25 protein-coding genes and 1 pseudogene are annotated in these 25,017 nt (G+C 62.5%); 12 read left to right on the forward strand and 14 right to left on the reverse strand.

Annotated features, from left to right (window positions below):
• The first annotated feature begins 161 nt into the window (after positions 1 to 161).
• Positions 162 to 910 (forward strand): annotated as a pseudogene (locus tag FHX14_RS16600) (GH25 family lysozyme).
• A gap of 9 nt (positions 911 to 919) precedes the next feature.
• Here the strand turns inward: FHX14_RS16600 and FHX14_RS16605 are convergent.
• From FHX14_RS16605 to radA, 4 genes are all read right to left on the reverse strand, one after another.
• Entirely contained in the window at positions 920 to 1,660 is a 741-nt protein-coding gene (locus tag FHX14_RS16605; protein ID WP_003587525.1) for an SDR family NAD(P)-dependent oxidoreductase, read from the reverse strand.
• A gap of 79 nt (positions 1,661 to 1,739) precedes the next feature.
• Entirely contained in the window at positions 1,740 to 3,230 is a 1,491-nt protein-coding gene (gene purF / locus FHX14_RS16610; protein WP_179610859.1) for an amidophosphoribosyltransferase, read from the reverse strand.
• A gap of 150 nt (positions 3,231 to 3,380) precedes the next feature.
• A complete protein-coding gene (locus FHX14_RS16615; protein ID WP_049733914.1) occupies positions 3,381 to 4,001 on the reverse strand; it encodes a CvpA family protein in 621 nt (206 codons plus the stop codon).
• Positions 4,002 to 4,091: 90 nt separating this feature from the next.
• On the reverse strand, positions 4,092 to 5,492 hold the full coding sequence (radA, locus tag FHX14_RS16620; protein WP_003587521.1) for a DNA repair protein RadA: 1,401 nt from the start codon (positions 5,490 to 5,492) through the stop codon (positions 4,092 to 4,094).
• A 163-nt stretch (positions 5,493 to 5,655) separates the two neighbouring features.
• On the opposite strand from radA, the gene FHX14_RS16625 reads away from it, so the two are divergent.
• Positions 5,656 to 6,291 carry a LysE family translocator gene (locus FHX14_RS16625; protein ID WP_184377827.1) on the forward strand — a complete coding sequence of 212 codons (636 nt, stop codon included), beginning with the start codon at positions 5,656 to 5,658 and terminating at the stop codon, positions 6,289 to 6,291.
• 8 nt (positions 6,292 to 6,299) lie between these two features.
• Here FHX14_RS16625 and alr read toward each other — a convergent pair whose 3' ends face one another.
• Positions 6,300 to 7,466, reverse strand: coding sequence for an alanine racemase (alr, locus tag FHX14_RS16630; protein WP_184377828.1), 1,167 nt, complete (start codon positions 7,464 to 7,466; stop codon positions 6,300 to 6,302).
• A 190-nt stretch (positions 7,467 to 7,656) separates the two neighbouring features.
• Between alr and FHX14_RS16635 the strand changes: the two genes are divergently transcribed.
• The 3 genes from FHX14_RS16635 to FHX14_RS16645 all read left to right on the forward strand — a co-directional run bounded on the left by FHX14_RS16635 (position 7,657) and on the right by FHX14_RS16645 (position 9,564).
• Positions 7,657 to 8,478: an AraC family transcriptional regulator gene (locus FHX14_RS16635; RefSeq protein WP_003587517.1), complete on the forward strand. Its 822-nt coding sequence runs from the start codon at positions 7,657 to 7,659 to the stop codon at positions 8,476 to 8,478.
• Positions 8,479 to 8,545: 67 nt separating this feature from the next.
• Positions 8,546 to 9,265: an AzlC family ABC transporter permease gene (locus FHX14_RS16640; RefSeq protein ID WP_184377829.1), complete on the forward strand. Its 720-nt coding sequence runs from the start codon at positions 8,546 to 8,548 to the stop codon at positions 9,263 to 9,265.
• A complete protein-coding gene (locus FHX14_RS16645) occupies positions 9,262 to 9,564 on the forward strand; it encodes an AzlD domain-containing protein (protein ID WP_003587514.1) in 303 nt (100 codons plus the stop codon). Before FHX14_RS16640 ends, FHX14_RS16645 begins: the two co-directional genes overlap by 4 nt.
• 177 nt (positions 9,565 to 9,741) lie before the next feature.
• Here FHX14_RS16645 and FHX14_RS16650 read toward each other — a convergent pair whose 3' ends face one another.
• The 6 genes from FHX14_RS16650 to FHX14_RS16675 all read right to left on the reverse strand — a co-directional run bounded on the left by FHX14_RS16650 (position 9,742) and on the right by FHX14_RS16675 (position 15,391).
• Complete coding sequence (locus tag FHX14_RS16650) at positions 9,742 to 11,238, reverse strand: replicative DNA helicase (RefSeq protein ID WP_184377926.1); 1,497 nt, start codon at positions 11,236 to 11,238, stop codon at positions 9,742 to 9,744.
• A 327-nt stretch (positions 11,239 to 11,565) separates the two neighbouring features.
• Positions 11,566 to 12,144, reverse strand: coding sequence for a 50S ribosomal protein L9 (gene rplI, locus FHX14_RS16655; protein ID WP_003574185.1), 579 nt, complete (start codon positions 12,142 to 12,144; stop codon positions 11,566 to 11,568).
• A gap of 21 nt (positions 12,145 to 12,165) precedes the next feature.
• The gene (locus tag FHX14_RS16660) at positions 12,166 to 13,152 is read right to left on the reverse strand and encodes a DUF2232 domain-containing protein (RefSeq protein ID WP_003587511.1); all 987 of its coding nucleotides are present in this window, start codon (positions 13,150 to 13,152) and stop codon (positions 12,166 to 12,168) included.
• Positions 13,153 to 13,301: 149 nt separating this feature from the next.
• Positions 13,302 to 13,550, reverse strand: coding sequence for a 30S ribosomal protein S18 (rpsR, locus tag FHX14_RS16665; protein ID WP_003547038.1), 249 nt, complete (start codon positions 13,548 to 13,550; stop codon positions 13,302 to 13,304).
• Positions 13,551 to 13,564: 14 nt separating this feature from the next.
• On the reverse strand, positions 13,565 to 14,032 hold the full coding sequence (rpsF, locus tag FHX14_RS16670) for a 30S ribosomal protein S6 (RefSeq protein WP_003574183.1): 468 nt from the start codon (positions 14,030 to 14,032) through the stop codon (positions 13,565 to 13,567).
• Between the two features lie 315 nt (positions 14,033 to 14,347).
• A complete protein-coding gene (locus FHX14_RS16675; protein WP_184377830.1) occupies positions 14,348 to 15,391 on the reverse strand; it encodes an aldo/keto reductase in 1,044 nt (347 codons plus the stop codon).
• A 213-nt stretch (positions 15,392 to 15,604) separates the two neighbouring features.
• Here FHX14_RS16675 and fabD point away from each other — a divergent pair, with 213 nt between their 5' ends.
• The 7 genes from fabD (at position 15,605) to gmk (ending at position 22,190) form a co-directional block, all read left to right on the forward strand.
• Positions 15,605 to 16,549: an ACP S-malonyltransferase gene (gene fabD, locus FHX14_RS16680; protein WP_054181785.1), complete on the forward strand. Its 945-nt coding sequence runs from the start codon at positions 15,605 to 15,607 to the stop codon at positions 16,547 to 16,549.
• Positions 16,550 to 16,578: 29 nt separating this feature from the next.
• On the forward strand, positions 16,579 to 17,316 hold the full coding sequence (fabG, locus tag FHX14_RS16685; RefSeq protein ID WP_003587508.1) for a 3-oxoacyl-[acyl-carrier-protein] reductase: 738 nt from the start codon (positions 16,579 to 16,581) through the stop codon (positions 17,314 to 17,316).
• Between the two features lie 286 nt (positions 17,317 to 17,602).
• Complete coding sequence (locus FHX14_RS16690; protein ID WP_003547058.1) at positions 17,603 to 17,839, forward strand: acyl carrier protein; 237 nt, start codon at positions 17,603 to 17,605, stop codon at positions 17,837 to 17,839.
• A gap of 93 nt (positions 17,840 to 17,932) precedes the next feature.
• The gene (gene fabF, locus FHX14_RS16695) at positions 17,933 to 19,195 is read left to right on the forward strand and encodes a beta-ketoacyl-ACP synthase II (protein ID WP_003587507.1); all 1,263 of its coding nucleotides are present in this window, start codon (positions 17,933 to 17,935) and stop codon (positions 19,193 to 19,195) included.
• 184 nt (positions 19,196 to 19,379) lie between these two features.
• Positions 19,380 to 20,618 (forward strand): endolytic transglycosylase MltG, encoded by a 1,239-nt coding sequence (mltG, locus tag FHX14_RS16700; protein WP_179610851.1) that lies wholly within the window; start codon positions 19,380 to 19,382, stop codon positions 20,616 to 20,618.
• Positions 20,619 to 20,636: 18 nt separating this feature from the next.
• A complete protein-coding gene (locus FHX14_RS16705; RefSeq protein WP_184377831.1) occupies positions 20,637 to 21,524 on the forward strand; it encodes a YicC/YloC family endoribonuclease in 888 nt (295 codons plus the stop codon).
• A gap of 3 nt (positions 21,525 to 21,527) precedes the next feature.
• Entirely contained in the window at positions 21,528 to 22,190 is a 663-nt protein-coding gene (gmk, locus tag FHX14_RS16710) for a guanylate kinase (protein ID WP_184377832.1), read from the forward strand.
• Here gmk and rsmA read toward each other — a convergent pair whose 3' ends face one another.
• The 3 genes from rsmA to FHX14_RS16725 are packed head-to-tail and all read right to left on the reverse strand — an operon-like array spanning position 22,191 to position 24,997.
• Positions 22,191 to 23,018, reverse strand: a complete 828-nt coding sequence (gene rsmA, locus FHX14_RS16715; protein WP_184377833.1) for a 16S rRNA (adenine(1518)-N(6)/adenine(1519)-N(6))-dimethyltransferase RsmA — start codon at positions 23,016 to 23,018, stop codon at positions 22,191 to 22,193.
• Entirely contained in the window at positions 23,018 to 24,046 is a 1,029-nt protein-coding gene (gene pdxA / locus FHX14_RS16720) for a 4-hydroxythreonine-4-phosphate dehydrogenase PdxA (protein ID WP_184377834.1), read from the reverse strand. Before pdxA ends, rsmA begins: the two co-directional genes overlap by 1 nt.
• A 6-nt stretch (positions 24,047 to 24,052) precedes the next feature.
• On the reverse strand, positions 24,053 to 24,997 hold the full coding sequence (locus FHX14_RS16725; protein ID WP_184377835.1) for a peptidylprolyl isomerase: 945 nt from the start codon (positions 24,995 to 24,997) through the stop codon (positions 24,053 to 24,055).
• Positions 24,998 to 25,017 lie beyond the last annotated feature (20 nt).

A 25,017-nucleotide genomic window follows, 5' to 3' on the forward strand; every position in this document is an offset into this window, starting at 1 on the left:
GATAATGCAGATAACCGTTTTCATGCCGCGTTTTATGGCGTGGGAATGACGTTTGGTCAAGAGGGGCGAGGAACGATCCCGGCGGCATGGCTCGTCCGCCATTTTCGCGGTACAAATCATTTCTAAGCAGGGGCGAAGCGACTGAAAATAGGGGGAAATGCGTGAGACGAATGGGTCGATGGACGATTGGAGCGACTTTAATTCTGGCAGTCGCGTCCGCCGCATATTTCGCATACGATTTCGGCATGCTTCGCTTCAACAATCCATCCTTGAGCCGCTATCCGATCCAGGGCATCGATGTCAGCCATCACCAGGGTGATATCGATTGGAAGACGGTGGCTTCGCAGCCGAACGTCCGTTTCGCAATCATGAAGGCGACCGAAGGCGGAGATCACAAGGATTCGAGGTTCGCCGACAATTGGCAGCGCGCCGGCGATGCCGGAATGGTCAGGGGCGCCTATCATTTTTTCACCTTCTGCCGCCCGGGCAAGGATCAGGCGCAGAATGTCCTGGCGACCGTGCCGAAGCAGCCGGGAACTCTGCCCATCACTGTCGATCTGGAGTTCGTCGGCAATTGCAACAAGGTCCCGACCGTCGAGGAAATGGCGACTGAAGTGAACGCCTTCTTCACCGAGCTGAAGGGCGCTTTTCCGGAAAAGCCGATTTCTACGTCACCCAGGAATTCTACGATCAATATCTGAAAGGCAATAAATCACGCTTCCCCGACCATTACCTCTGGCTGCGGAGCGTCTTTCAGGAGCCGGCGCAGGAAGGTTGCGGTCGTTGGTCGATCTGGCAATTTGCCGACAACGGCACTGTCGACGGCATTCAGGGAGCGGTGGATCTCAATGCGTTTTGCCCGTCGGAGACAGGCTTCGCACATCTGTTCCCAGCGGTTGCAGCCAAGTGAGACCCTGGCTTATTCCGGCAGCCGGTAATCGGCGAGCTTGTTGTCCCGCACGATAAACAGTTTGCCCGTCTCGGTCACCCCGGGACCGAGCAGCGGCAGGATCGCCTTGGCGACCTCGGAAGGATGCGGCAGCGTCTGCGGATCTTCGCCGGGCACCGCCTGGGCGCGCATCGCCGTGCGGGTCGCGCCGGGATCGACGCTGGTGATGCGCAAGGGCGTCGATTGGCTTTCGCCGGCCCAGGTCCGGGCCAGCGCCTCGACGGCCGCCTTGGAGGCGGAATAGGCGCTCCAGAAGGGGCGGCATTTATGGGCGGCACCCGATGATAGGATGACGGCGCGGCCGGCATCCGAGCGGGCGAGCAGCGGGTCGACCGAGCGGATCAGCCGCCATGTCGCGGTGACGTTGATGGTCATCACCTTCTCGAACACCTTCGCCTCGATATGGCCGATCGGCGAGATGACGCCGAGCACGCCGGCATTGGCGACGAGGATATCGAGTTTGCCCCAGCGTTCGAAGATCGAGCCCCCGAGCGCGTCGATCGCGTTCATGTCGGCCAGGTCGAAGGGCACCAGCGTCGCCGTGCCGCCGACCGCCTTGATCGCGTCGTCGAGGTCTTCCAGCCCGCCGACCGTGCGGGCGCAGGCAATCACATGGGCGCCGGCTTTCGCAAGCTCCAGCGCCGTGAAATAGCCGATGCCGCGCGATGCGCCTGTTACCAGCGCGATCTTGCCTTCAAGATTGATGTTCATCTGCTCCGGTCCCGGCTGTGCTTGAAAAGGTAAGGGGCGCAATAGGCGCCCCTGATAGGAAAGTCAAAACGGAAGCGGCTCAGCCGTTGCTGGCAAGCATCGAAAGCTTGTTGCCCATCGACTCGCCGTTCTTGTCGAGCAGGCGGGTCGGATAGTCACCGGTGAAGTAATGGTCGGTGAACTGCGGGCGGGCCGGATTGCGGTCCTCGCCGCCGACGGCGCGGTAAAGCCCGTTGATCGACAGGAAGGCCAGCGAATCCGCGCCGATATATTTGGCCATGGCTTCGACATCGGCATACTGGTTGGCCAAGAGCTTTTCGGCATCGGGCGTGTCGATGCCGTAGAAGTCCGGGAAGAAGATCATCGGGCTGGCGACGCGCAGATGGACTTCGCGTGCGCCGGCCTCGCGGATCATCTGCACGATCTTCAGAGACGTCGTGCCACGCACGATGGAATCATCGACCAGCACCACGCGCTTGCCTTCGATCATCGCCCGGTTGGCGGAATGTTTCAGCTTCACGCCGAAGGCGCGGATCTGCTGGGTCGGCTCGATGAAGGTGCGGCCGACATAATGGTTGCGGATGATGCCGTATTCGAAGGGAATGCCGCTTTCCTGTGCGTAGCCGAGCGCCGCCGGCGTGCCGCCATCCGGCACCGGCACGACCACGTCGGCCTCGACAGGCGATTCCTTGGCGAGGTTCATGCCCATATTCTTGCGCGTCGTATAGACGTTGCGGCCGCCGACGACTGAGTCGGGCCGGGCGAAATAGACATATTCGAACAGGCAGAGGCGCTCCGGCTGCGGCTTGCCGGGCTTGCGCGCATCGATGCTGATCGAGCCGTCGGGCTGAATTTCGCAGATGACGACCTCGCCGTTTTCGACATCGCGGATGAACTTGGCGCCGATAATGTCGAGCGCGCAGGTTTCCGAGCAGAAGATCGGCTTGCCGTCGAGTTCGCCCATCACAAGCGGGCGGATGCCTGTGGGGTCACGCGCGGCAATCAGCTTGGTGCGCGTCATCGCGAGCATCGAATAGCCGCCCTCCATCTGGCGGATGGCGTCGATGAAGCGGTCGGATGTGGAGGCGTGGCGCGAGCGGGCGATGAGGTGGAGAACCACTTCGGTATCGGAGGTCGACTGACAGATGGCGCCGGTCGCGATGATCTGGCGGCGCAGCGTCAGGCCGTTGGTGAAATTGCCGTTGTGGGCAATGGCGATGCCGCCTTCCTCAAGTTCGGCAAAGAGCGGCTGCACGTTGCGCATCGCCACTTCACCGGTTGTCGAGTAGCGCGTATGACCGATCGATATGCTGCCGGGCAGGCGGGCGAGTGTCATCGGATTGGTATAGTGGTCGCCGACGAGCCCCATATGGCGCTCCTGGTAGAAGCGCTTGCCGTCGAAGGAGACGATGCCGGCCGCTTCCTGCCCGCGATGCTGCAGAGCATGCAGGCCGAGAGCCGTGAGCGCCGCGGCATCGGGATGTCCCAGAATTCCGAAAACCCCGCATTCTTCATGCAGCGTATCTCCGTCGAGCGGATCGTCGGTGGGGAAGGAATGGGACTGGTTCATTTCTGCGGGCCTCTGCTCTCACAAGAATGGATCGGCATTTCCAGAAATAGTTGAAGCCCGACAGAGCTGGAATGCCCGGCCGGACCCCTCATTTCACGTCCCGCTCAAATGGCAATTGCCGGATGGCAGGTCAAGCTCTTGAACACTGTGTCAATTCGCCGGCTGCTGTGCTGGCGCTGTCGGTGCGTCTTCCGCCGGCGCCTGGTCGCCCGTCGGCGGATTGGTGCCTTCAGCGCCGCCCTGAGCTGGCGGCTGAAGCTTATCACGGATGCTCGCCGGTATCATCTGGGCAAATTGCTCCGGCAGAACCGATTTCAGCTTCACGACCATCGAATCCAGGAAGGGCTTCGACTTCGCTTCGTTGACCCAGGCCGGGCGGTGGTCGACATCGACCAGCCAGTTCCAGAAGGCGACGGCGACGACCAACAGCAGCACGCCGCGCGCTGCCCCGAACAGGAAGCCGAGCGTGCGGTCGAGCGCGCCGACGCGGCTGTCGATGATGAAATCGGCGATCTTCATGGTGATGAAGGAGATGACGATGAGCGCGATCAGGAAGACGACCGCCGCCGAACCGACGATCGCGATGCGGTCGTCATCGGTGTACTTCTTCGCATAGGGCAGCAGGTAGGGATAGAGGTAATAGGCCGCCGCCGCCGAACCGCCCCAGCTCGCGATCGAGAGGATCTCGCGCGAAAAGCCGCGGACCATCGCCAGCACGGCGGAGAAGAGCACGACGCCGATGACAATACCGTCGAAAATCGTAATGGGCATGTAAATTCAACTCCAGGACTGCCGCTGGGCGGCCGTGTCGTGCCTTATCGTGTGCCTCCTATATCATCACCAATCTTGGCAATGAAAGGATCAAACCTCGTCTTCCACACGCAGCGCCCCCTTCGACCCGGCGATGCGCGCGACCAGATCCGGCAGGCTTTCGACCTCGCTCCAGCGTCCGCCGGAACCCTTCGGCAGTTCGGCGGAGGCGGACGGAAGCAATGCTGCGGAAAAGCCCAGCTTCTCGGCTTCCTTGAGGCGCTGGGCGGTGTGCGCAACCGGCCGGATGGCGCCCGACAGGCTGACTTCGCCGAAATAGACGCAATCGGCGGGAAGGGCAATACCGGCAAGCGAGGAAACCAGCGCCGAGGCGACGGCGAGATCGGCGGCCGGTTCGGTGATGCGGTAGCCGCCGGCAATATTGAGATAGACGTCGTGCTGGCCGAGCCTGACGCCGCAATGGGCCTCCAGCACCGCCAGGATCATCGACAGCCGGGCCGAATCCCAGCCGACCACGGCGCGCCTGGGCGTGCCAAGCGAGGTCGGCGCCACCAGCGCCTGGACTTCGACCAGCACCGGACGCGTGCCCTCCATGCCGGCAAAGACTGCAGCACCCGGCGATTTTTCGTTGCGCTCGCCGAGGAAGAGTTCGGAGGGGTTGGCGACCTCGCGCAGTCCCTTGTCCGACATTTCGAAGACGCCGATCTCGTCGGTCGGGCCGAAGCGGTTCTTGACCGTGCGCAGGATGCGGTAGTGATGGCCGCGATCGCCCTCGAAATAGAGCACGGCATCGACCATGTGCTCGACGACGCGCGGGCCGGCGATCTGCCCGTCCTTGGTCACATGCCCGACCAGCACCATGGCGGCCCCCGTTTGCTTGGCGAAACGGATCATCGCCTGCACGCCGGTGCGCACCTGTGTCACCGTTCCCGGGGCGGATTCGGCAAGTTCGCTCCACAACGTCTGGATGGAATCGATGATGACGAGGTCCGGCCGCTTGCCTTCAGCAAGCGTCGCCAGAATATCCTCGACATTGGTTTCCGCCGCCAGCATCACGTCGGTATCGGCCGCCGCAAGCCGTTGCGCCCGCAGCCGGACCTGGGCGACGGCTTCCTCGCCGGAAACGTAGATGATCTTGTGGCCGCGCCGCGCAAGGGCGGCCGCCGCCTGCATCAGCAGCGTCGATTTGCCGATACCGGGATCGCCGCCGATCAGCACCGCAGACCCGCGCACGAAGCCGCCGCCGAGCGCCCGGTCGAGCTCCGACATGGCGGTATGGATGCGCGGCGCCTCCTCGATCTCGCCCGACAGCGCCGTCAGCGCCACCGGCCGGCCCTTCTTCGGCGTCTTGCCGGGACCGGAGCCGATCCCGCCCATCGGATCTTCTTCGACGATGGTGTTCCACTCGCCGCAGTTCTCGCACTTGCCGGCCCAGCGGTTATGAACCGTGCCGCAATTCTGGCAGATGAATTGTGTCCTGGCCTTGGCCATCAAATACTCTTTCAGTCCGGGGTCTCGAGTGAAGCAGATGCGTGCTTCATCGAATCATTGTCGTGCCTGAGATAATGGCTATCGCGACGGATCAAAACTAATGATTTTCCCATCAGCGCCTCCGTGCCTATCCTTTGCCCCTGCTCATCCTGAACGGTGGAAGATGTTCGATTATTCGCTCGCGCACTGGTTTGCATTTCTCTCGGCGGCGGTTCTGCTCAACCTGTCGCCCGGGCCCGACATCGCCTTCATCCTCGGTCACACGATGAGAGGCGGAAAACGCGCCGGTTTTTCCGCACTGTTCGGCGTCTGGTCCGGCGCCTGCCTGCATGTTCTGATGGCAGCGCTCGGCCTTTCCGCGGTGCTCGCCGCTTCTTCAATCGCTTTCTCGGCGGTCAAATGGATCGGCGCCGCCTATCTCGTCTGGCTGGGCATCCAGGCTTTACGCGCCGGCGGCGGCGATGGCCTGATAAAGGCTGCCGGTGAAAAGTTGCCGGCGTCGAAAATCTACCGGCAGGGAATTCTGGTGTCGCTGCTCAATCCGAAGGTGGCGATTTTCTTCCTGGCCTTCCTGCCGCAATTCGTCGTCGAAGGGGCAGGGCCGGCATGGGCCCAGCTGATGCTGCATGGCGGGCTCATCATCGTCGTCGCCGCCTTCATCGAGCCGCCGCTCGTCCTTCTCGGAGGGCGGCTTGCCGATGCGCTCAGGCATAATCAAAAAATCGGGCTATGGCTCGATCGTGGCCTCGGCGCGCTTTTCCTGGCGCTCGGCGTCCGGCTGGCGCTCAGCAGCCGCTGACGGGGAAGCTATTCCTCGTCGGCGACATAGCGCCGTTCGTGGCGCAGCCCCATGCTGGTCAGGATCTCGTATCCGATCGTGCCCGCCGCCCGCGCCACGTCGTCCAGCGGCATATTCTTTCCGAACAGCTCGACATAATCGCCGGCGCGCACGGCGTTGTCGGGCAGGTCGGTGATATCGAAGATCGTCAGGTCCATGGTGATCCGGCCGGCGACCGGCACCTTGTGTCCGGCGATGAAGCCTTGCCCGCCCTGCGGCACGGCCTGGCGCAGCGGCACGCCGCCGCTCGACAACCCGCGCATGTAACCGTCGGCATACCCGGCCGAAGCGATCGCCAGCCGGCTTTTGCGGCGAAGCTGCAGCGCCCGCCCATAGCTGACGGTCTCGCCGGCCTCGACGCTGCGCACCTGGATGATGCGCGCCTCCGCTGTTGCCACCGGCCGCATCGGATTCGCCAGTCCGCAGACAGCTTCGCCGCCATAAAGCGCGATGCCGGGACGGGTCAGGTCGAAGTGATAATCCTCGCCAAGGAAAATACCGGCCGAGGCGGCAAGGCTTGAATCGATACCTTCATAGGCGGCGCTAACCCTGCGGAATGATTCGAGCTGCTGCCGGTTCATCGCATGGCTGGGCTCGTCGCCGCAGGCGAGGTGGCTCATGACAAGCACCGGCGCAAAGCTCGCCGGCCGCGAAACGTCGTCGGCAAGCGCGATCGCATCGTCCATATGCAGCCCGAGCCGATTGAAGCCGGTATCGACATGCAGTGCGCAGGGGTAATCGCCATAATCGGCAAGCACGGCCATCCAGAAGGCAAGCTGCTCGTCGGAGGAAATCACCGGCACCAGATCATTGTCGAAGAAGCGCCGCTCGGTGCCCGGCCATATGCCTGACAGGACGAAGATGCGGGCGTCCGGCGCATAGAGGCGAAGTGTCACGCCCTCGTCGACTGTGGCAACGAAGAAGTCGCGGGCGCCTGCCATATAGAGCGCTTCACCGGCATCCTCGATGCCCATGCCATAGGCATCCGCCTTGACGACGGCAGCAGCACGCGCCGCACCGGAGCGTTGCACCATGTCGCGCCAGTTCTCCGTCAGCGCGGTCAGATCGACGGTCAGCCGCAGGCCCGCGGAAGCAAAAAGATCGTCGTCTTCGAAGGGAATAGGAAAATCTGTCATGAATCGCCGTGAAATAGTGGAAGGAAACCGCTTGGGACCAGTCTAGAGAGCATTGCGGTCAAGGGAAAGCGCAGGCAGCCACATACCACCCTTTGCTTTTTGCACGATCACTTTTGTTCAAGACGCATGCTGGCTTCGGCGTTAATCTTATCGGATGCACAACGTATCGCAGAAAGAGGCGGCAGACGCCATGCCGCTTGCCAACGTGGAAACGGCTCGCTTCTGGCGGGATGGCCGCTTCCGCGATATGGAGTGCTTGAGCGCCACTTTCCTGACGCACGAATACGCGCCGCACGCGCACGATACGTTCAGCATCGGCGCGATCGAAAGCGGCACCCAGATCGCTACTCTCAGCGGCAGGAAAGAGGAAACCGGCCCGGGTGATTTTTATCTCATTGATCCCGGCGTCGTTCATGATGGCACGCCCGGCGGAGAAGGCTATCGCTATCGCATGATCTATCCGGATACGAAGCTGTTCGTCGATATTCTGGAGGATGTCACGGGCAAGGCCTTCCACGCGACGCCGTCTTTCTCCAGTGCGCTGCCGCGCGATCCGCAACTTGCCAATGCGTTTCATGCCGCCCACCGCACGCTCGAAAGGGGAGCAGGCGCGCTGGAGGCCGATGAAAGCATGTTCTCGGTGCTGGCGGCGATCTTTGCGCGCCACGGCAGCACGATCGTCGTGCCTGTCGATACGCAGGAACGAAGCGCGGTCGCCCGCGCCCGCGAATATCTCATCGAGAATTTCGACAGCGATGTCGGCCTCGAGGAACTGGCCGGCGTGGCGGGATTGAGCCGCGCTCACCTCATCCGCGCCTTCCGCAAGGAATATCACATTACCCCGCATGCCTTCCTCACCGATCGGCGCGTGCAGGTGGCCCGCCGCCTGCTGCGGCAGGGGCACATGCCGGCCGATATTGCGCTTGAATGCGGTTTTGCCGATCAGGCGCATTTTACCCGGCACTTCAAGGCGCGCACGGGCGTAACCCCCGGCCAATTCCGCACCGGCTGATCACTTTCGTTCAATACAGCCATGGCGGGCTGGGCTAACCCTCCGCGATCTTGATCAGGAGGTTGCCATGTTGCAGCACAGCCGGCCATCCGGTGAATTTCTTATCGGCGAATTTCTCGCCGGAATGCGCGCCATCTTTCCGCTTGTCGTCGCTGTCTTGCCGATCGGCCTCGTCTTCGGCGCGGTCGCGGCCACCAAGGGCATTTCGCCGCTGGAAACGACGCTGATGAGCGCACTTGTCTTTGCGGGCGGCTCGCAATTCGTGGCGATGGACATCTGGACGCATCCGGCAAGCTGGATCGGCGTCGGCTTCGCCGCCCTGCTGGTCAATATCCGCCACGTGCTGATGAGCGCGTCGATCGGCACGAAGATGCAGTCCTTCCCTGGCATCAAACGCTATATCGCCATGCTCTTCCTCGCCGACGAGCTCTGGGCCATGGCGGAATTCCGCGCCGGTAGCACCCGACTGACACCCGCCTGGTATGCCGGCATCGTCGCGCCCTTCTACCTCACCTGGGTCGGCTCGTCGCTGACGGGCGCTCTGCTCGGCGCCTTTCTCGGCGATCCTGCCGTCATCGGCCTCGACTTCGCCTTTCCGGCGGTTTTCGTCGTGCTCGTCATGGGCTTCTGGAAGGGTCTGGAAACAGGCGCCGTCCTCGCGGCAAGCGGTGCCGCCTCCGTTGCGGTTCATCACTTCGTGCCCGGGGTCTGGTATATCGCCGCCGGTGCGCTGGCCGGGCTGGCAATGGCCCTCTGGCAAGGCAGGGCGCGGGAGCAAGCGGCATGACGCTCGACCTCAACACCCTTATCGCCATCCTCGCGATGGCTGCCGCAACGGTCTTCACCCGCGTTAGCGGCCTCGTGTTGATCCGTTACATAGAGATGGACGAGCGGCGGAGAACGGCGATCGAAGCCATTCCGCCGGCCGTGCTGATGGCCGTCATCGCCCCGACCGCCTTTGCGGTCGGTTGGGCGGAGACGCTGGCCTGCGCGGTAACTGCCGTCGCTGCACGCCATCTGCCGATGCTTGCAAGCGTCGTGGTTGGCGTGACGACGGTCGCCCTGTTGCGGGCAGCAGGTCTCTAATGCATGTCGCCCGGAAGTGTGCAGCGGTTCCGGGATAACGACATGCATCAAAACAAAGAGCTAAAGCGCGTCGCATGAATCAAATTTGATGCGACGCGCTTTAGCGCAATTCAGCAAAAGTGTGCAGCGGTTTAGCGCCCGGAATTGCGCCCATGGAACTTGACGCGGGAAACCGCGTCAATGTTCCTCGTAATGGGTGAAGGAGGGATCGGCGAGATCGGCGAAGCGGGTGAATTCCGACTGGAAGGCGAGCTTCACCGTGCCTGTCGGCCCGTGACGCTGCTTGGCGATGATGACATCGGCCGTGCCCTTCACCTTGTCGAACAAGGCTTCCCATTCCGGATATTTCGGATCGTTGATGTCGCGCGGCTCCGAATTTTTGACGTAGTATTCCTCGCGGAACACGAAGAGCACGACGTCGGCGTCCTGCTCGATCGAGCCGGATTCGCGAAGGTCGGAAAGCTGCGGCCGCTTGTCGTCGCGGCTTTCGACCTGGCGCGAGAGCTGCGAGAGCGCGATGATCGGAACGTTGAGTTCCTTGCCGAGTGCCTTCAGGCCGGTGGTGATCTGGGTGATTTCCTGCACGCGGTTGTCGCTGGATTTTCCAGAGCCGGTCATCAGCTGGATGTAGTCGACCACCAGCACGTCGAGGCCGCGCTGGCGCTTGAGACGGCGCGCGCGCGCCGATAGCTGGGCGATCGAGATACCACCGGTCTGGTCGATATAGAGCGGCACCTTCTGCATCATCATCGAGCAGGCGACGAGCTTTTCGAAATCGGCATCGTTGATGTCGCCGCGGCGGATCTTCGAAGAGGAGACTTCCGTCTGCTCGGAGATGATACGGGTGGCAAGCTGTTCCGACGACATTTCGAGCGAATAGAAGCCGACGACGCCGCCGTTTTTCGCCTTCATGCTGCCGTCCGACTGGACTTCGCCTTCGTAGGAGGCGGCGATATTGTAGGCGATGTTGGTCGCAAGCGAGGTCTTGCCCATGCCGGGGCGTCCGGCAAGCACGATCAAGTCCGAACGCTGCAGGCCGCCCATCTTGGAATCCAGCGAATGGATGCCGGTGGAAATGCCGGAAAGCCCGCCGTCGCGTTCCTTGGCGACTGCCGCCATGTCGATCGCCAGCGCAACCGCATCGTTGAAGGCCTGGAAGCCGCCGTCGTAGCGGCCGTTTTCCGCCAGTTCGAAGAGGCGGCGTTCGGTATCCTCGATCTGCGACTGCGGCGGCATGTCGAGCGGCGCGTCATAGGCAATGTTGACGACATCCTCGCCGATGGTGATCAGCGCCCGGCGCAGCGCCAGGTCGTAGATCGCCCGGCCGTAATCCTCGGCATTGATGACGGTGACGGCGTTGCTGACGAGGCTTGCCAGATATTGCGACACCGTCATGTCGCCGACCTTCTCGTCGGCCTTCAGGAAGGTCTTGATCGTCACCGGATTGGCGATCTTGCCCATGCGGATGATATCGCCGGCAACCTCGAAGATCTTCCGGTGCAGCGGTTCGTAAAGATGGATCGGCTTCAGGAAGTCGGACACCCGGTAATAGGCGTCGTTGTTCATCAGGATGGCACCCAGAAGCGCCTGCTCGGCTTCGATGTTGTTGGGTGCTTCGCGATAATGCTGCTCCGAGGGGGCAACGGCTGCAATCTTTCGAGCGGCGTCGTTCATCATCATCCGTTCTGTCTTTTTCCAGTTCCGGATTTGCAATTCCGGACGCGAAAATCAAGAGGCTGCGAAAGGAGCAGGCGCCCGCTTCGCTTAAATCCTGAACGCTGTGCACGTTGTTCGACTTCTCCACAGTCCCGGGCAACACGAAGGAGAAATACTGTCAGTGTCACCCGTATGACACGGCATGGTGCCGACTCAGCCCATCCGTTTCGGAGAAGGTTATTTTAGCGCGATGCCATAAGGCCCGCAGCAAAAACATCCGGAAAATCCCCAACGAAAAAGCCCGGCGCGATGGCCGGGCTCCTGTCGCGGATTGCTCCGGCGATATTATGCTTCGTCTTCGTCGACGCCGTCAGCTTCCGGATCGAAGAAATCTTCCGGACGCAGAGCGTCTTCGTCGACACCGTAGATGGCGTCGACCGAGGTGAGTTCTTCACCCTTGGCCTGGCGCTCTGCCTCTTCGGCGGAACGGGCAACGTTCAGCTCGACATGGATTTCGACTTCGGCATGCAGCTGCAGCTCGACCTTGTGCAGGCCGATCGCCTTGATCGGGGTATTGAGGTGAACCTGGTTGCGGCCGATGTTGAAGCCTTCGGCGGCGAGAATTTCGACGACGTCACGGGCAGCGACCGAGCCGTAGAGCTGGCCGGTTTCGCCGGCGGAGCGCACGACGATGAAGGACTTGCCGTCGAGAACGTCGGCGACCTTCTGGGCTTCCGACTTGCGTTCGAGATTGCGGGCTTCGAGCGTCGCGCGCTCAGCTTCGAAGCGGGTCTTGTTGGCGGCGTTGGCGCGCAGCGCCTTGCCGAGCGGCAGCAGGTAGTTACGAGCAAAGCCATCGCGAACCTTTACGGTTTCGCCCATCTGGCCGAGCTTGGAGATGCGTTCGAGAAGGATGACGTCCATTTTCTTTTGCCTTTCTGTGTCTCAGATTTTCGTATCGGATTGTTTGGGGGCATCGGCATCTTTCGTCGGGGTCAGCGCGATCGCCTTGCGCGTATCGCTGAGACCGAGGACGAGGATGAGGAGAGCTGGCAAGAGCATGAGCATCGAGGCCAGGTAGCTGAGGATGAGGGCCGGCAAACGCCAGTCCTTGCCGCGCGTGCGGAAATGCAGCGAGGCGAAACCGGACAGCATGAAGCCGGCGCCGAAGGTGCCGGTCACGGTCGCGCCGACCAGCGCCGGCACGCCGCCGAAGAAGCAGGCGGCAAGCCCGGCGAGAAAGATGAAGATCGAGTTGCGGTTCATGCGCAGCGACGAGGGGATGTCCTCGCGCGGGCGAAGGCCGCGGCCGGACGCTGCGACGATGCGCACGGCGAAATAATAGGCGGCAAACAGCATGCTCACCCACATGCCGCCCTGCAAAGCCGGCAGCATCAGCACGATCAGCGATTTGGTCTGCGCGGTCGCGGCCGGATCGGGCATGAATTCCGGTTGCTGTTCCTTGACGGAGGCGATCAGCAGATCGACGATCTGATCGGTGACCTGAGGCCCGTAGCCGATCATCACGCCGATGACGATGACGGCGAGCGTCACCAAGCCGCAGAGATGCAGCAGGATATCGGAGAGCGGATACCAGGCAAGCAGATGGTCGGGGCCGCCGAGTTCGGAAGCGGGACGCGCGAGATTGGCGAGATGGCTGAGCCAGCCGGCCGGCAGGAGCGTCACCAGCGTCATGATCAGCGCGAAAGAAGGGGAGAAGAGGGTCGCGCCGAGCGCCGCTGCGGTGACGACGGCGGCGATAGCGGCGGCGTTGCCCCAGCCAAGACCGACGAGCAGGATCGGCAGCGCCGAGGCCGTATAGAGCAGCGCGCTGAAAAACGACGGCTGCATGCTCGCCCCCAGCATCAGCAGGAAGGCGGTCAATCCGGCGAGTGCGCCGATCAGCAGCGTTTTAAAATTCGGTCGGTTCAAGGTCGCTGTCCTGCTTCATCAAGCAGTTAGAGGATGTTGCTGAATCGAATTCAGAAACGTCTCAACATGGGTTTTAAGAGTTCCGATCCGCGCCCATCGCGGAAGGGAGGCAACCCCCGGATCAGCGATCCGGGGGTCACATATTCTATTTAGGCGACGACGTAGGGCAGCAGGCCGAGGAAACGGGCGCGCTTGATCGCCTGGGCGAGTTCGCGCTGCTTCTTCTGGGAAACGGCCGTGATGCGCGACGGAACGATCTTGCCGCGCTCGGAAATGTAGCGCTGCAGCAGACGTACGTCCTTGTAGTCGATCCGCGGCGCGTTGGCGCCGGAGAACGGGCAGGTCTTGCGGCGGCGATGGAACGGGCGGCGGACCGGAGCGGAGGAAGTTTCAGACATATCTTAGATCTCCCTTATACGCGGTCTTCGCGCGGACGGCGCGGACGGTCTTCACGGTCGCCGAAGCCACCTTCACGCGGCGGACGCGGGCCACGGTCACGATCGCCGAAGCCGCCTTCACGCGGGCCACGGCCGCCTTCGCGCGGACGGTCGTCACGGTCGCGCTTCTGCATCATGGCAGACGGACCTTCTTCATGCTTTTCGACGGCGATCGTCATGTAGCGAAGAACGTCTTCGCTGATGCGCATCTGACGTTCCATTTCCTGGACGGCAGCAGCCGGTGCATCGATGTCCATCAGGGCGTAGTGCGCCTTGCGGTTCTTCTTGATGCGGTAGGTGAGGGACTTGAGGCCCCAGTTCTCGATACGCCCGACTTTACCGCCGTTAGCTTCGATCACACCCTTGTACTGTTCTACGAGGGCATCGACCTGCTGAGCGGAAATATCCTGCCGGGCAAGGAATACATGTTCATAAAGAGCCATGACAGCTTTGCCTTTCTTGCGTTTGGTTCAACCCGATATTCGGCGGCTAAGCCTCAACGACTGCTCCTGATTGGGCGGACCCAGGCAAGAAAGCGTTTTCCGAGACGGTCGAGAGCGGAGACACGGGAGGCTGGAACGCTTCCGTTCCGAACGATTTCCAAGAGGAAACCGGCCCTCCGTTCAGCCACCAGCCAGAAGACCGGGTTAACGAACAGGGCGGCTTATACGGATTTTTCACGGGAAGGCAAGCCCAATCGGACATGCAAGCCCGACGCAGGCCGATCGGTCGCGTCGGGCCGGACGAGAGGAACAGGGTCAGAGCGGCAGCGGATACTGCCGATGCACCTTGGCGATCTCCGCCAGTATCTCGGCCGAAAGCGTAAGGTCGGCCGCGCCGATATCGACCTTCAGTTGCTCCATCGAGGTGGCGCCGATGATGGCCGAGGCCATGAAGGGCCTGGACAGGCAGAAGGCGAGCGCCATGGCCGCCGGGTCGAGGCCGTATCTTGCTGCGATCCCCAGATAGGCCTTGGTCGCCGGCTCCTGCAGCGGCTGGAGGCGGCCGCCGATATCGTGGTTGATCGAGCCGCGCGAGCCCTTCGGCCTGGCGCCATCGACGTATTTACCCGACAGGATGCCGCCGGCGAGCGGCGAATAGGCGAGCAGCCCAACATCCTCGTGATGCGAGAGCTCGGCCAGATCGAGGTCGAAATGGCGGTAGAGCAGATTATATTCGTTCTGGACGCTGGCAACGCGCGGCAGGCTCTTCTGTTCTGACAGCGTAAGATATTTCTGGATGCCCCAGGTGGTTTCGTTGGAAAGGCCGATCGCCCGGATCTTGCCTTCCTTCACCAGGGCGCCGAGCGTTTCCAGAATGTCGAGCATATTGGCGACGGCCTTGTCGCGATCCTGGTTGAAGGGATTGTAGCTCCAGTTCTGGCGGAAATGGAAATGGCCGCGGTTCGGCCAGTGGACCTGATAGAGGTCGACATAATCCGTCCGCAGCCGCTTCAGGCTGGCCTCGAGCGCCAGCCGGATATTCCTGGCATCCGCACCTTCGCCGCCGCGCAGATATTCGCGGCCGCGGCCGGCGACCTTGGTCGCAAGCACGATATCTCCGCGCTTGCCTGATTTGCCGAACCAGCTGCCGATATAGTCTTCGGTCCGGCCCTGTGTTTCCGGCGAAACCGGGGTGGTCGGGTAGAGTTCGGCGGTATCGAAGAAGTTGACGCCCTTTTCGACGGCGTAATCCATCTGCGCATGCGCGTCGGTTTCGCTGTTCTGCGAACCCCAGGTCATGGTGCCAAGGCAGATTTCTGAAACGGAAATGTCGGTGCGGCCGAGTGAATTGTACTTCATGAGAAAACCTTGGGAGAGAGCTGACGCCTTGGGAAGGACCGGGCAAATCTAGGCCGGATTTGGCGGAGCGCAAGAGTAAAAACCGGGCTTTTATGCCGGTGCGAAAGGCTTTGCGGAGAATGAGCCGCCACTTGACTCTGCCGGAAAGAATGTCAATTGGAGGCAAAACAGCCTCAAGGGGCGCAATCAGGGGCAAGAGCCAGGGACACGAGAATGACCATTGCTTTCACTTTTCCCGGTCAGGGCAGTCAGGCCGTCGGCATGGGCAAGGATCTGTCCGAGAATTTCGCGGAAGCCCGCGCCGTTTTCGACGAGGTCGATGAGGCGCTCGGTGAAAAGCTTTCCGACGTCATGTTCAACGGTCCCGAGGAGACCTTGACCCTGACGGCGAACGCTCAGCCGGCGCTGATGGCTGTCTCGATCGCCGTCGTCCGCGTTCTTGAGGCCAAGGGACTGGATCTGAAGTCCAAGGTCGCCTACGTCGCCGGCCACTCGCTCGGCGAATATTCTGCCCTTTGCGCCGCCGGTACGTTCTCGCTCGCTGACACCGCACGGCTGCTGCGCATCCGCGGCAATGCCATGCAGGCGGCCGTCCCCGTCGGCGTCGGCGCCATGGCCGCGATCATCGGCCTCGAGCATGCCGACGTCGTTGCCGTCTGCGAAGAGGCTGCGGCGACCGGCGCCTGCCAGATCGCCAATGACAATGGCGGCGGCCAGATCGTCATTTCGGGCGAGAAGGCAGCCGTCGAAAAGGCCGCGGGGCTCGCAACCGACAAGGGCGCCAAGCGCGCCATCCTGCTGCCGGTCTCCGCACCCTTCCATTCCAAGCTGATGGCGCCTGCCGCCGACGCCATGCGCGAAGCACTGGCAAAGGTCGCCAAATCAGATCCCGTCGTGCCCGTTATTGCCAATGTCCGCGCCGTGCCCGTAACCACAGCCGACGAGATCGCCAACTTGCTGGTCGAGCAGGTGACCGGTCAGGTCCGCTGGCGCGAGACGGTGGAATGGTTCGCCGGCAATGGCGTCACGACGCTTTATGAACTCGGCTCCGGCAAGGTGCTGACCGGCCTTGCCCGGCGCATCGACAAGACGATCAACGGCATCTCCGTCAACGGTCCGGCGGATATCGACGCGGCCGTCGCCGCCCTCATGGCCTGATTGCTATCTCCAGATAAAGGAACGCTTCCATGCTCGATCTTTCCGGCCGCAAGGCTCTCGTCACTGGCGCATCGGGCGGTATCGGCGAGGAAATCGCCCGCCTTCTCCATAAGCAGGGCGCTATCGTCGGCCTGCACGGCACCCGCGTCGAGAAGCTGGAAGCCTTGGCGGCCGATCTTGGCGAGCGCGTCAAGATCTTCCCGGCAAATCTCTCCGACCGCGACGAGGTCAAGGCGCTGGGCCAAAAGGCCGAGGCCGAACTCGAAGGCGTCGATATTCTGGTCAACAATGCCGGCATCACCAAGGACGGCCTCTTCGTGCGCATGAGCGACGAAGACTGGGACGCGGTGCTCGAAGTGAACCTGACGTCGACCTTCCGCCTGACGCGCGAATTGACGCATCCGATGATGCGCCGCCGTTATGGCCGCATCATCAACATCACCTCCGTCGTCGGCGTCACCGGCAATCCCGGTCAGGCCAATTACTGCGCCTCCAAGGCCGGCATGATCGGCTTCACCAAGTCGCTCGCCCAGGAAATCGCCACCCGCAACGTGACGGTCAACTGCGTGGCGCCGGGCTTCATCGAGAGCGCCATGACCGGCAAGCTGAACGACAAGCAGAAGGAAGCGATCATGGGAGCGATCCCGATGAAGCGCATGGGCACAGGCGGTGAAGTTGCTTCGGCGGTCGCTTATCTTGCCTCCTCCGAGGCTGCCTATATGACGGGCCAGACGCTGCACGTAAACGGCGGCATGGCGATGATCTGAAACGACAAACCGCTGGCATGGGAGTATTTCCGCCAATAGCATGTTGAGCAATCACGAACCGTTGATTTTCTCGCTTTGCGGCGGACCTAAAGCATGTTAAGCGGGCCATGACTGTCAACAGTCGTCCCGAGAAAGCAGACGGACCGGCGGGCTTTTCGCAAGCCTGGGACATCTCTGAAGCCGGGTAAACGAGTTTGCCGAGGATGTCTGAAAACATCGCAGGCTGAAACAGGGTAGGGGTGCCGCAACGGCATTCCGATCAGGACATAAGGTCGAGGAAACCGACATGAGCGATATCGCAGAACGCGTAAAGAAAATTGTTATTGATCATCTTGGCGTCGATGCCGACAAGGTCGTCGAGAGCGCCAGCTTTATCGACGATCTAGGCGCTGACTCGCTCGACACGGTCGAACTGGTCATGGCTTTCGAAGAAGAATTCGGCGTTGAAATTCCCGACGACGCTGCTGACTCGATCCTGACGGTCGGCGATGCCGTTAAGTTTATCGAGAAGGCCCAGGCCTGATTCTGTAATTTTGAGAAAGGGCGGGCCTGGAGTCCGCCCTTTTCTTTTCGGCATATTTCTCCATAGAACATAACAGACGGGGGAAAGCACGCGATGAGACGTGTCGTCATAACAGGTACCGGCATGGTATCACCCTTGGGATGCGGAACCGAGGTGACGTGGTCCCGGCTGCTTGCCGGTCAGAACGGCGCCCGCCTCGTCACCGAATTCGAGGTCGACGACCTTCCCGCCAAGATCGCCTGCCGTATCCCCATCGGCGACGGCACCGACGGCACCTTCAATGTCGATCAGTGGATGGAGCCGAAGGAGCAGCGCAAGGTCGACCCCTTCATCATCTACGGCATGGCCGCCGCCGATATGGCGCTTGCCGATGCCGGCTGGCACCCCGAGACCGATGAGGACCAGATCGCCACCGGCGTGCTGATCGGCTCCGGCATCGGCGGCATCGAAGGCATCGTCGAAGCGGGCTATACCCTGCGCGACAAAGGCCCGCGCCGCATCTCCCCCTTCTTCATTCCCGGCCGCCTGATCAACCTCGTCTCCGGCCAGGTGTCGATCCGCCACAAGCTGCGCGGACCCAATCATTCGGTCGTCACCGCCTGCTCGACAGGCGCGCATGCGATCGGCGATGCCGCGCGGCTGATTGCGCTTGGCGATGCCGACGTCATGGTCGCCGGCGGCACGGAATCCCCCGTCAGCCGCATTTCGCTCGCCGGTTTTGCCGCCTGCAAGGCGCTGTCGACCCAGCACAACGACGACCCGCAGAAGGCTTCGCGCCCCTATGACCGCGACCGTGACGGCTTCGTCATGGGCGAGGGCGCCGGCATCGTCGTGCTCGAGGAACTGGAACACGCCAAGGCGCGCGGCGCCAGGATCTACGCCGAAATCGTCGGCTACGGCCTGTCGGGCGACGCCTATCACATTACCGCGCCGTCCGAAGACGGCGAGGGCGCCGGCCGCTGCATGGCGATGGCCCTGAAGCGCGCCGGGCTGACGCCAGCCGATATCGATTATATCAACGCCCACGGCACATCGACCATGGCCGACACGATCGAGCTCGGCGCCGTCGAGCGGCTGGTCGGCAATGCCGCGTCGAAGATCTCCATGTCATCGACCAAATCCGCGACAGGACACCTTCTCGGTGCTGCCGGCGCGATCGAGGCGATCTTCACCACGCTCGCCATCCGTGACAATGTCGCGCCGCCGACGCTCAACCTCGACAATCCCGAACGCGAGACGGCGATCGATCTTGTTCCGCACAAGGCGCGCGAGCGGGAAATCAATGTGGCGCTGTCCAACTCGTTCGGATTCGGCGGCACGAATGCGTCGCTCGTCCTGCGCCGTTACGCGCAATAGGGGTCTCGCGCGGTGTAATGGGTGTTGTGCCTTACACCGCAACCGGCCGGTCCTCTGCATTGCGGAACAGCGTGTGCGGGAGCATAACGGCCGGCAGGGGCGCCGTTGAGCGGCGGCAGAACCTGCTTTTGCCGCATTGCTTCGCGAAATAGCGAAGTGAGGGTCAAGTTTTAGAGGATTGCCGGTGAGCGATACGACGAACCAGAGCAACGATACCCCGCAGGGCGAGAACGGCCGGCAAGCGCAGAAGGGACCGATCATTCCGAAGTCGCCGAGCGAAGCTCTGCGTCCTGAGCGCGTTCCGGAGCCGCCGAAACGGTCCAAGAAAGCCCGCGGCCAAGTCGTTCTTTTCCTGAACTTCATCATGACGATGGCCGTGCTGGTCTGCGTCGTCGCCGTCATCGGCTTCTATTACGCCACGTCGACCTACCGGAACCCCGGTCCGCTGCAGACCAACACCAATTTCATCATCCGCAACGGCGCCGGTCTCGCCGAAATTGCCTCCAATCTCGAGCGCAATGCGATCATCAGTGATGCCCGCATCTTCCGCTATATCACGGCAACGCATCTGTCTGCCGGCGAGAGCCTGAAGGCCGGTGAATATGAGATCAAGGCCAGAGCTTCGATGAGCGATATCATGGAGCTTCTGAAGTCGGGCAAATCCATTCTCTATTCCGTTTCCTTCCCCGAGGGTCTGACGGTCCGCCAGATGTTCAACCGCATGCTGGAGGATCAGGTCCTGGAAGGCGACCTGCCGGCCGCGCTGCCGGCGGAGGGCAGCCTGCGCCCGGACACCTACAAGTTCTCGCGCGGCACCAAGCGCTCGGAAATCATCCAGCAGATGGCGGCGGCGCAGCAGAAAATTGTTGATCAGATCTGGGACAAGCGCGACTCCTCGCTGCCGCTGCGATCCAAGGAAGAGTTCGTCACGCTCGCCTCGATCGTTGAAAAGGAAACCGGCGTTGCCGACGAACGCGCCCATGTCGCGTCCGTTTTCCTGAACCGGCTCGGCAAAGGCATGCGCCTGCAGTCCGATCCGACGATCATCTACGGTCTCTTCGGCGGCGACGGCAAACCGGCCGACAGGCCGATCTACCAGTCGGACCTGAAGCGGGAGACGCCATACAACACCTACGTGATCAAGGGACTGCCGCCGACGCCGATCGCCAATCCGGGTAAGGATGCGCTTGAGGCCGTCGCCAATCCCTGGAAGACGCAGGACCTCTATTTCGTCGCCGACGGCACCGGTGGCCATGTTTTCGCGGCGACGCTCGAGGAGCACAATGCCAACGTCAAGCGCTGGCGCAAGCTCGAAGCCGACAAGGGTTCGGACCCCAACATCGCCGTCGACGGCCAGCCGGAAGAGCAGCCGGCGGATGACGGCGCTGCCGTCGTGCCGCCGAAGAAAAAGAAGATTAACTGATAGCTTCTGGAGGCTCGTATGGCTTTGCAGTCCATGACCGGTTTTGCGCGGCGCGAGGGAACGAGCGGCCGCTGGCGCTGGGCATGGGAACTGCGTTCGGTCAACGGCAAGGGCCTCGACCTGCGGCTGCGCCTGCCACCCGGCCTCGAACGCATGGAGGCGGATGTCCGCCGCCTTGCAGGCGAAAGCTTCAGTCGCGGCAATCTGCAGGCATCGCTCTCCGTCACCGCCGACGAGAACCGCTTCGAGGCCGTGCTGAACAGGGAAGCGCTTGCCGCCGTGCTTGCCATGCGCGAGCAATTGGACGGGATAATCGATCCGTCGCCGCTGAAGCTCGATACGCTGCTTCTGGTGCGCGGCATCGTGGAATTCCGCGAAAGCGAGGATGGCGAGGAGGCGCTTGCCGCTCGTGACACCGATATCACCGCCGGCCTTTTGGCCGCCCTTGCCGACCTCAGGGCGATGCGGGAGCAGGAAGGGGCGGCCCTGAGCCGCATTCTTCTCGACCATGTCAAGACGATCGAAGGCCTGACGCGGACGATTGAGGCCGACACCTCGCGCTCGCCGCAAGAGATCGCCGCGCGGCTTGCGGGTCAGGTCGCCTTGCTAATGGACGGCATGGCCGCGCTCGACCGCGACAGGCTGCATGCCGAAGCGGCGTTGCTGGCGACCAAGGCGGATCTGCGCGAGGAAATCGATCGTCTGAAGGCGCACGTCGCCGCGGCGCGCGATCTCCTGGTGAAAGATGGCCCTGCCGGGCGCCGGTTGGACTTCCTTGCACAGGAATTTAACCGCGAATCGAATACCATCTGCTCGAAGTCGAATGCTTCGGCGGTGACCGCCGCCGGCATCGAACTGAAAGTTGTGATCGACCAGTTCCGCGAGCAGGTCCAGAATTTGGAGTAGGACATGAATCCGGCGAAATCCTCGCCCGTCCAGATCGCTCGCCGCGGTCTGATGCTTGTCATCTCGTCGCCGTCGGGCGCCGGCAAGTCCACCATCGCGCGGACCCTGCTGGAGAAGGACAGGCAAATCGGCCTCTCCGTCAGCGTCACCACGCGCCAGCGCCGTCCGAGCGAAATCGAGGACGTGCATTACCACTTCAAGAGCGTGCGCGAGTTCGAGCGGCTGCGCGATAGCGACGCGCTGCTGGAATGGGCCGAGGTGCATGGCAATTTCTACGGCACGCCGCGCGAGCCTGTGGAGCAAGCCATGGCCGAGGGCCGCGACATGCTCTTCGATATCGACTGGCAGGGTGCCCAGCAATTGCAGGAAAAGATGTCGGCCGACGTGGTTTCGATCTTCGTGCTGCCGCCGACCATGACCGAGCTGCAGTCGCGGCTGCACCGCCGCGCCGAGGATTCCGAGGATGTCATCCAGACGCGCCTCGCCAACAGCCGCGCCGAGATCGCCCACTGGCGCGAATATGACTATGTCATCGTCAACGACGACCTCAACGCCGCCTTCGACGCCGTCCAGTCGATCGTCAAGGCCGAACGCCTGCGCCGCGATCGCCGCCACGGCATGTTCGATTTCGTCCGGGAACTGCTGGAAGAGACGCCGTCGCTTTAGCTAAAGGCTGTTTGCGAGAAGGCAGAATTCCTCGACTGACAAGGTTTCCGCCCGCCGGGCCGGATCGATCCCGGCCTTGACGAGAAGCCTCTCGCCGCCGAGCGGTTTCAGGCTTTGGCGCAGCATCTTGCGGCGCTGGCCGAAGGCCGCCTGCGTTACCTTTTCCAGATTACCGACAGCGCAGGGAATAGGGTTCTCACGCGGCGTCAGATGCACGACCGTCGAGGTTACCTTCGGCGGCGGCGTGAAGGCTTGCGGCGGCACGTCGAAGGCCATGCGCGCCTGCGTCCGCCAGCCGCAGAGTACGCCGAGCCGGCCATAATGGTCGTCGTCTTCACCGGCGACGATACGCTCGCCGACTTCCTTCTGAAACATCAGCGTCAGCGACTGCCAGAATGGCGGCCAAGCCTTCGGCAGCAGCCAGTTGACCAAAAGCTGCGTGCCGACATTGTAGGGCAGGTTGGCGATGATCTTGATCGGTCCATCAGGCGCCAAGGCCTCGAAATCGGTCTTCAGCGCATCGCCTTCGATCACCTCTAGCCGGCCGGGATAGTGATCGGCGATCTCGGCGAGTGCCGGCAGGCAGCGCGTATCCCGCTCGACGGCGATGACTTTCCGGGCGCCGAGCGCCAGGATTGCCCGTGTCAGCCCGCCGGGGCCGGGGCCGACCTCGAAGATGGTCGCCTCTTCGAGGGCACCCGCCGTGCGGGCGATCTTCTGCGTGAGGTTAAGGTCGAGCAGGAAGTTCTGCCCGAGCGCCTTGCGCGCATCGAGGCCGTGACGCTGGATGACGTCGCGAAGCGGCGGCAGGCCATCGAGTGCTGCCATCAGCGGTGGCTTTCTGCAGTGCGGCCGAGCTGGGCGGCGAGCTTCAGCGCCGCAACGAGGCTCTGCTCGCGCGCCAGCCCCTTGCCGGCGATGCCGAAAGCGGTGCCGTGATCCGGCGAGGTGCGCACGAAGGGAAGCCCGAGCGTGACGTTGACGCTGTCGTCGAAGCCGAGTGCCTTGGCCGGGATCAACGCCTGATCGTGATACATGCAAACGGCGACGTCATATCGCGCCCGCGCCTCGTCATGGAACATCGTGTCGGCGGGCAGGGGGCCGATCGCATCGATGCCCTCGTCGCGCAGGCGCTGGATCGCCGGGCGGATGACATCCTCGTCCTCCCTGCCGATCGACCCGCCTTCGCCCGCATGCGGGTTGAGGCCGGCAACCGCGAGCCGCGGCGCCGCGATGCCGAAACGCTGCCTCAGGTCTTCATGGGCGATCCGGCAGGTTTCCACGATCAGTTCGCCGGTCAACGCCTGGGGCACGTCCCTGACCGGAATGTGGATGGTGACGGGAATAGCCCGAAGCTTCGGTCCTGACAGCATCATGACGGGCGTCACCGGCCTGCCCGTCGCCCTGGCGGCGAGATCGGCGAGAAATTCGGTATGGCCGGGAAACCGGAAACCGGCCTCGTAGAGCACTGACTTGGCAATCGGGTTGGTGACGACCGCGAGCGCCTCGCCGGTGATGACGAGCGACACGGCTTTTTCGATCGCCGCGATCGTGCCCTTCGCCGTTGCCGCATGCGGTTCGCCGGCAACCACCTCGATACCGGCAGGCACCGTCATGACGGGCAGCGCATCGGCAAACATACCGGCAGCCTCGCTGGCTTTATCCGTCTCGCGGATCGAAACCGAAAGGTTGAGCTGGCGGGCTCGCAACGCCAACACCTCGGGATCGCCGATCAGGAAAAAAGGCGGCAGCCCGAGTTCACGCCGCCGGAGCCAGGCCATCAGCGTAATATCCGGCCCGATGCCGGCGGGGTCGCCCTGGCTCAGCGCAAGCGGTCGCGAAAACGGTATCGTCATCGCAGGTCAGCGATAGGCGATCTGCGCCTTTTTGCGCAGTTCATCCAGGTACTTCTTGCTGTTTTCGTTCTCCGGGCTGGCGTCCTTGCCACCCTTGGCCTTGCCGAGATCTTCCTGGCGGAAGACCATTTCGGCAGCCTGGTCGTCGGAAACCTGGCGCTGGCTGCAGATCGCCAGATATTCGACGCCCTTGTCGGTGACGCGGGTCCCTGTCGTATTGCCCTTGGCCTGCTCGACCAGCGGCTTCCAATCCGGCGGGATTTCGGGCGCGAGCATGCGGCCGAGATCCCGCACGGAAACGTCGCGCATCGTCGCGGCAAAGACCTTTGCCTGGTCGCAGCCCGGAAATTTCGAGCGCGATGCCTCAGCCTCGCCCTTGCGCTTGCCGGTGATGGCGTTGCGCTTGGCTTGCGGAATGACGAAAATGATCTGCTGCAGCATATATTCGGTCGTCACCGGCTTCTGCTTGTTGTTCTGCATCATGCGCGAGACGAGATCATAGTTCGACAGCCGCGAGGTCGAACCGTAGCGCGCGTTGACGACCCGCGGCCAGCTCATCTGCACGGCGATGAAACCCTTGAAATGGTCGACACCGACGCCGGCGCGATCGAGGATCTGCGACATCTGCTCGACGGAAAGTTTGTTGCCGGCCGAAAAGCGCGCGAAAGACGCATCGACATCCTGCTGCGAGACCGACATGTGGACGCGGGAGACCTCCTGCCGCTTGAGCGTTTCGTCGATCAATTGCTCCTCGGCAGCCTTGGCGTCGGCCTTAGTGTGCTGAAGGCGCAGGAAGGCCTGGCGCTTGGCGACGTCGCCGCTGGTGATGGCGGTGCCGTTCACCACGGCCTTGACCTCGCTTGCGGCAAGTGCCGGAGCGGCAACCCCCGTCAGCAAGGCAAGCGCTGCCCCGGCAAGGAACTTGGTTATGGCTCTTTTCGCGTCAATCATCTGCTGACCTCCCGATAGCG

The sequence above is a fragment of the Rhizobium sp. BK619 genome (assembly GCF_014195245.1).
Lineage (GTDB): Bacteria > Pseudomonadota > Alphaproteobacteria > Rhizobiales > Rhizobiaceae > Rhizobium > Rhizobium acidisoli.

Coding starts and splice junctions, on each gene's coding strand:
- FHX14_RS16605 (WP_003587525.1), bottom strand. CDS start 1,660: ATGAACATCAATCTTGAAGGCAAGATCGCGCTGGTAACAGGCGCATCG.
- purF (WP_179610859.1), bottom strand. CDS start 3,230: ATGAACCAGTCCCATTCCTTCCCCACCGACGATCCGCTCGACGGAGAT.
- FHX14_RS16615 (WP_049733914.1), bottom strand. CDS start 4,001: ATGCCCATTACGATTTTCGACGGTATTGTCATCGGCGTCGTGCTCTTC.
- radA (WP_003587521.1), bottom strand. CDS start 5,492: ATGGCCAAGGCCAGGACACAATTCATCTGCCAGAATTGCGGCACGGTT.
- FHX14_RS16625 (WP_184377827.1), top strand. CDS start 5,656: ATGTTCGATTATTCGCTCGCGCACTGGTTTGCATTTCTCTCGGCGGCG.
- alr (WP_184377828.1), bottom strand. CDS start 7,466: ATGACAGATTTTCCTATTCCCTTCGAAGACGACGATCTTTTTGCTTCC.
- FHX14_RS16635 (WP_003587517.1), top strand. CDS start 7,657: ATGCCGCTTGCCAACGTGGAAACGGCTCGCTTCTGGCGGGATGGCCGC.
- FHX14_RS16640 (WP_184377829.1), top strand. CDS start 8,546: ATGTTGCAGCACAGCCGGCCATCCGGTGAATTTCTTATCGGCGAATTT.
- FHX14_RS16645 (WP_003587514.1), top strand. CDS start 9,262: ATGACGCTCGACCTCAACACCCTTATCGCCATCCTCGCGATGGCTGCC.
- FHX14_RS16650 (WP_184377926.1), bottom strand. CDS start 11,238: ATGAACGACGCCGCTCGAAAGATTGCAGCCGTTGCCCCCTCGGAGCAG.
- rplI (WP_003574185.1), bottom strand. CDS start 12,144: ATGGACGTCATCCTTCTCGAACGCATCTCCAAGCTCGGCCAGATGGGC.
- rpsR (WP_003547038.1), bottom strand. CDS start 13,550: ATGTCTGAAACTTCCTCCGCTCCGGTCCGCCGCCCGTTCCATCGCCGC.
- rpsF (WP_003574183.1), bottom strand. CDS start 14,032: ATGGCTCTTTATGAACATGTATTCCTTGCCCGGCAGGATATTTCCGCT.
- FHX14_RS16675 (WP_184377830.1), bottom strand. CDS start 15,391: ATGAAGTACAATTCACTCGGCCGCACCGACATTTCCGTTTCAGAAATC.
- fabD (WP_054181785.1), top strand. CDS start 15,605: ATGACCATTGCTTTCACTTTTCCCGGTCAGGGCAGTCAGGCCGTCGGC.
- fabG (WP_003587508.1), top strand. CDS start 16,579: ATGCTCGATCTTTCCGGCCGCAAGGCTCTCGTCACTGGCGCATCGGGC.
- FHX14_RS16690 (WP_003547058.1), top strand. CDS start 17,603: ATGAGCGATATCGCAGAACGCGTAAAGAAAATTGTTATTGATCATCTT.
- fabF (WP_003587507.1), top strand. CDS start 17,933: ATGAGACGTGTCGTCATAACAGGTACCGGCATGGTATCACCCTTGGGA.
- FHX14_RS16705 (WP_184377831.1), top strand. CDS start 20,637: ATGGCTTTGCAGTCCATGACCGGTTTTGCGCGGCGCGAGGGAACGAGC.
- gmk (WP_184377832.1), top strand. CDS start 21,528: ATGAATCCGGCGAAATCCTCGCCCGTCCAGATCGCTCGCCGCGGTCTG.
- rsmA (WP_184377833.1), bottom strand. CDS start 23,018: ATGGCAGCACTCGATGGCCTGCCGCCGCTTCGCGACGTCATCCAGCGT.
- pdxA (WP_184377834.1), bottom strand. CDS start 24,046: ATGACGATACCGTTTTCGCGACCGCTTGCGCTGAGCCAGGGCGACCCC.
- FHX14_RS16725 (WP_184377835.1), bottom strand. CDS start 24,997: ATGATTGACGCGAAAAGAGCCATAACCAAGTTCCTTGCCGGGGCAGCG.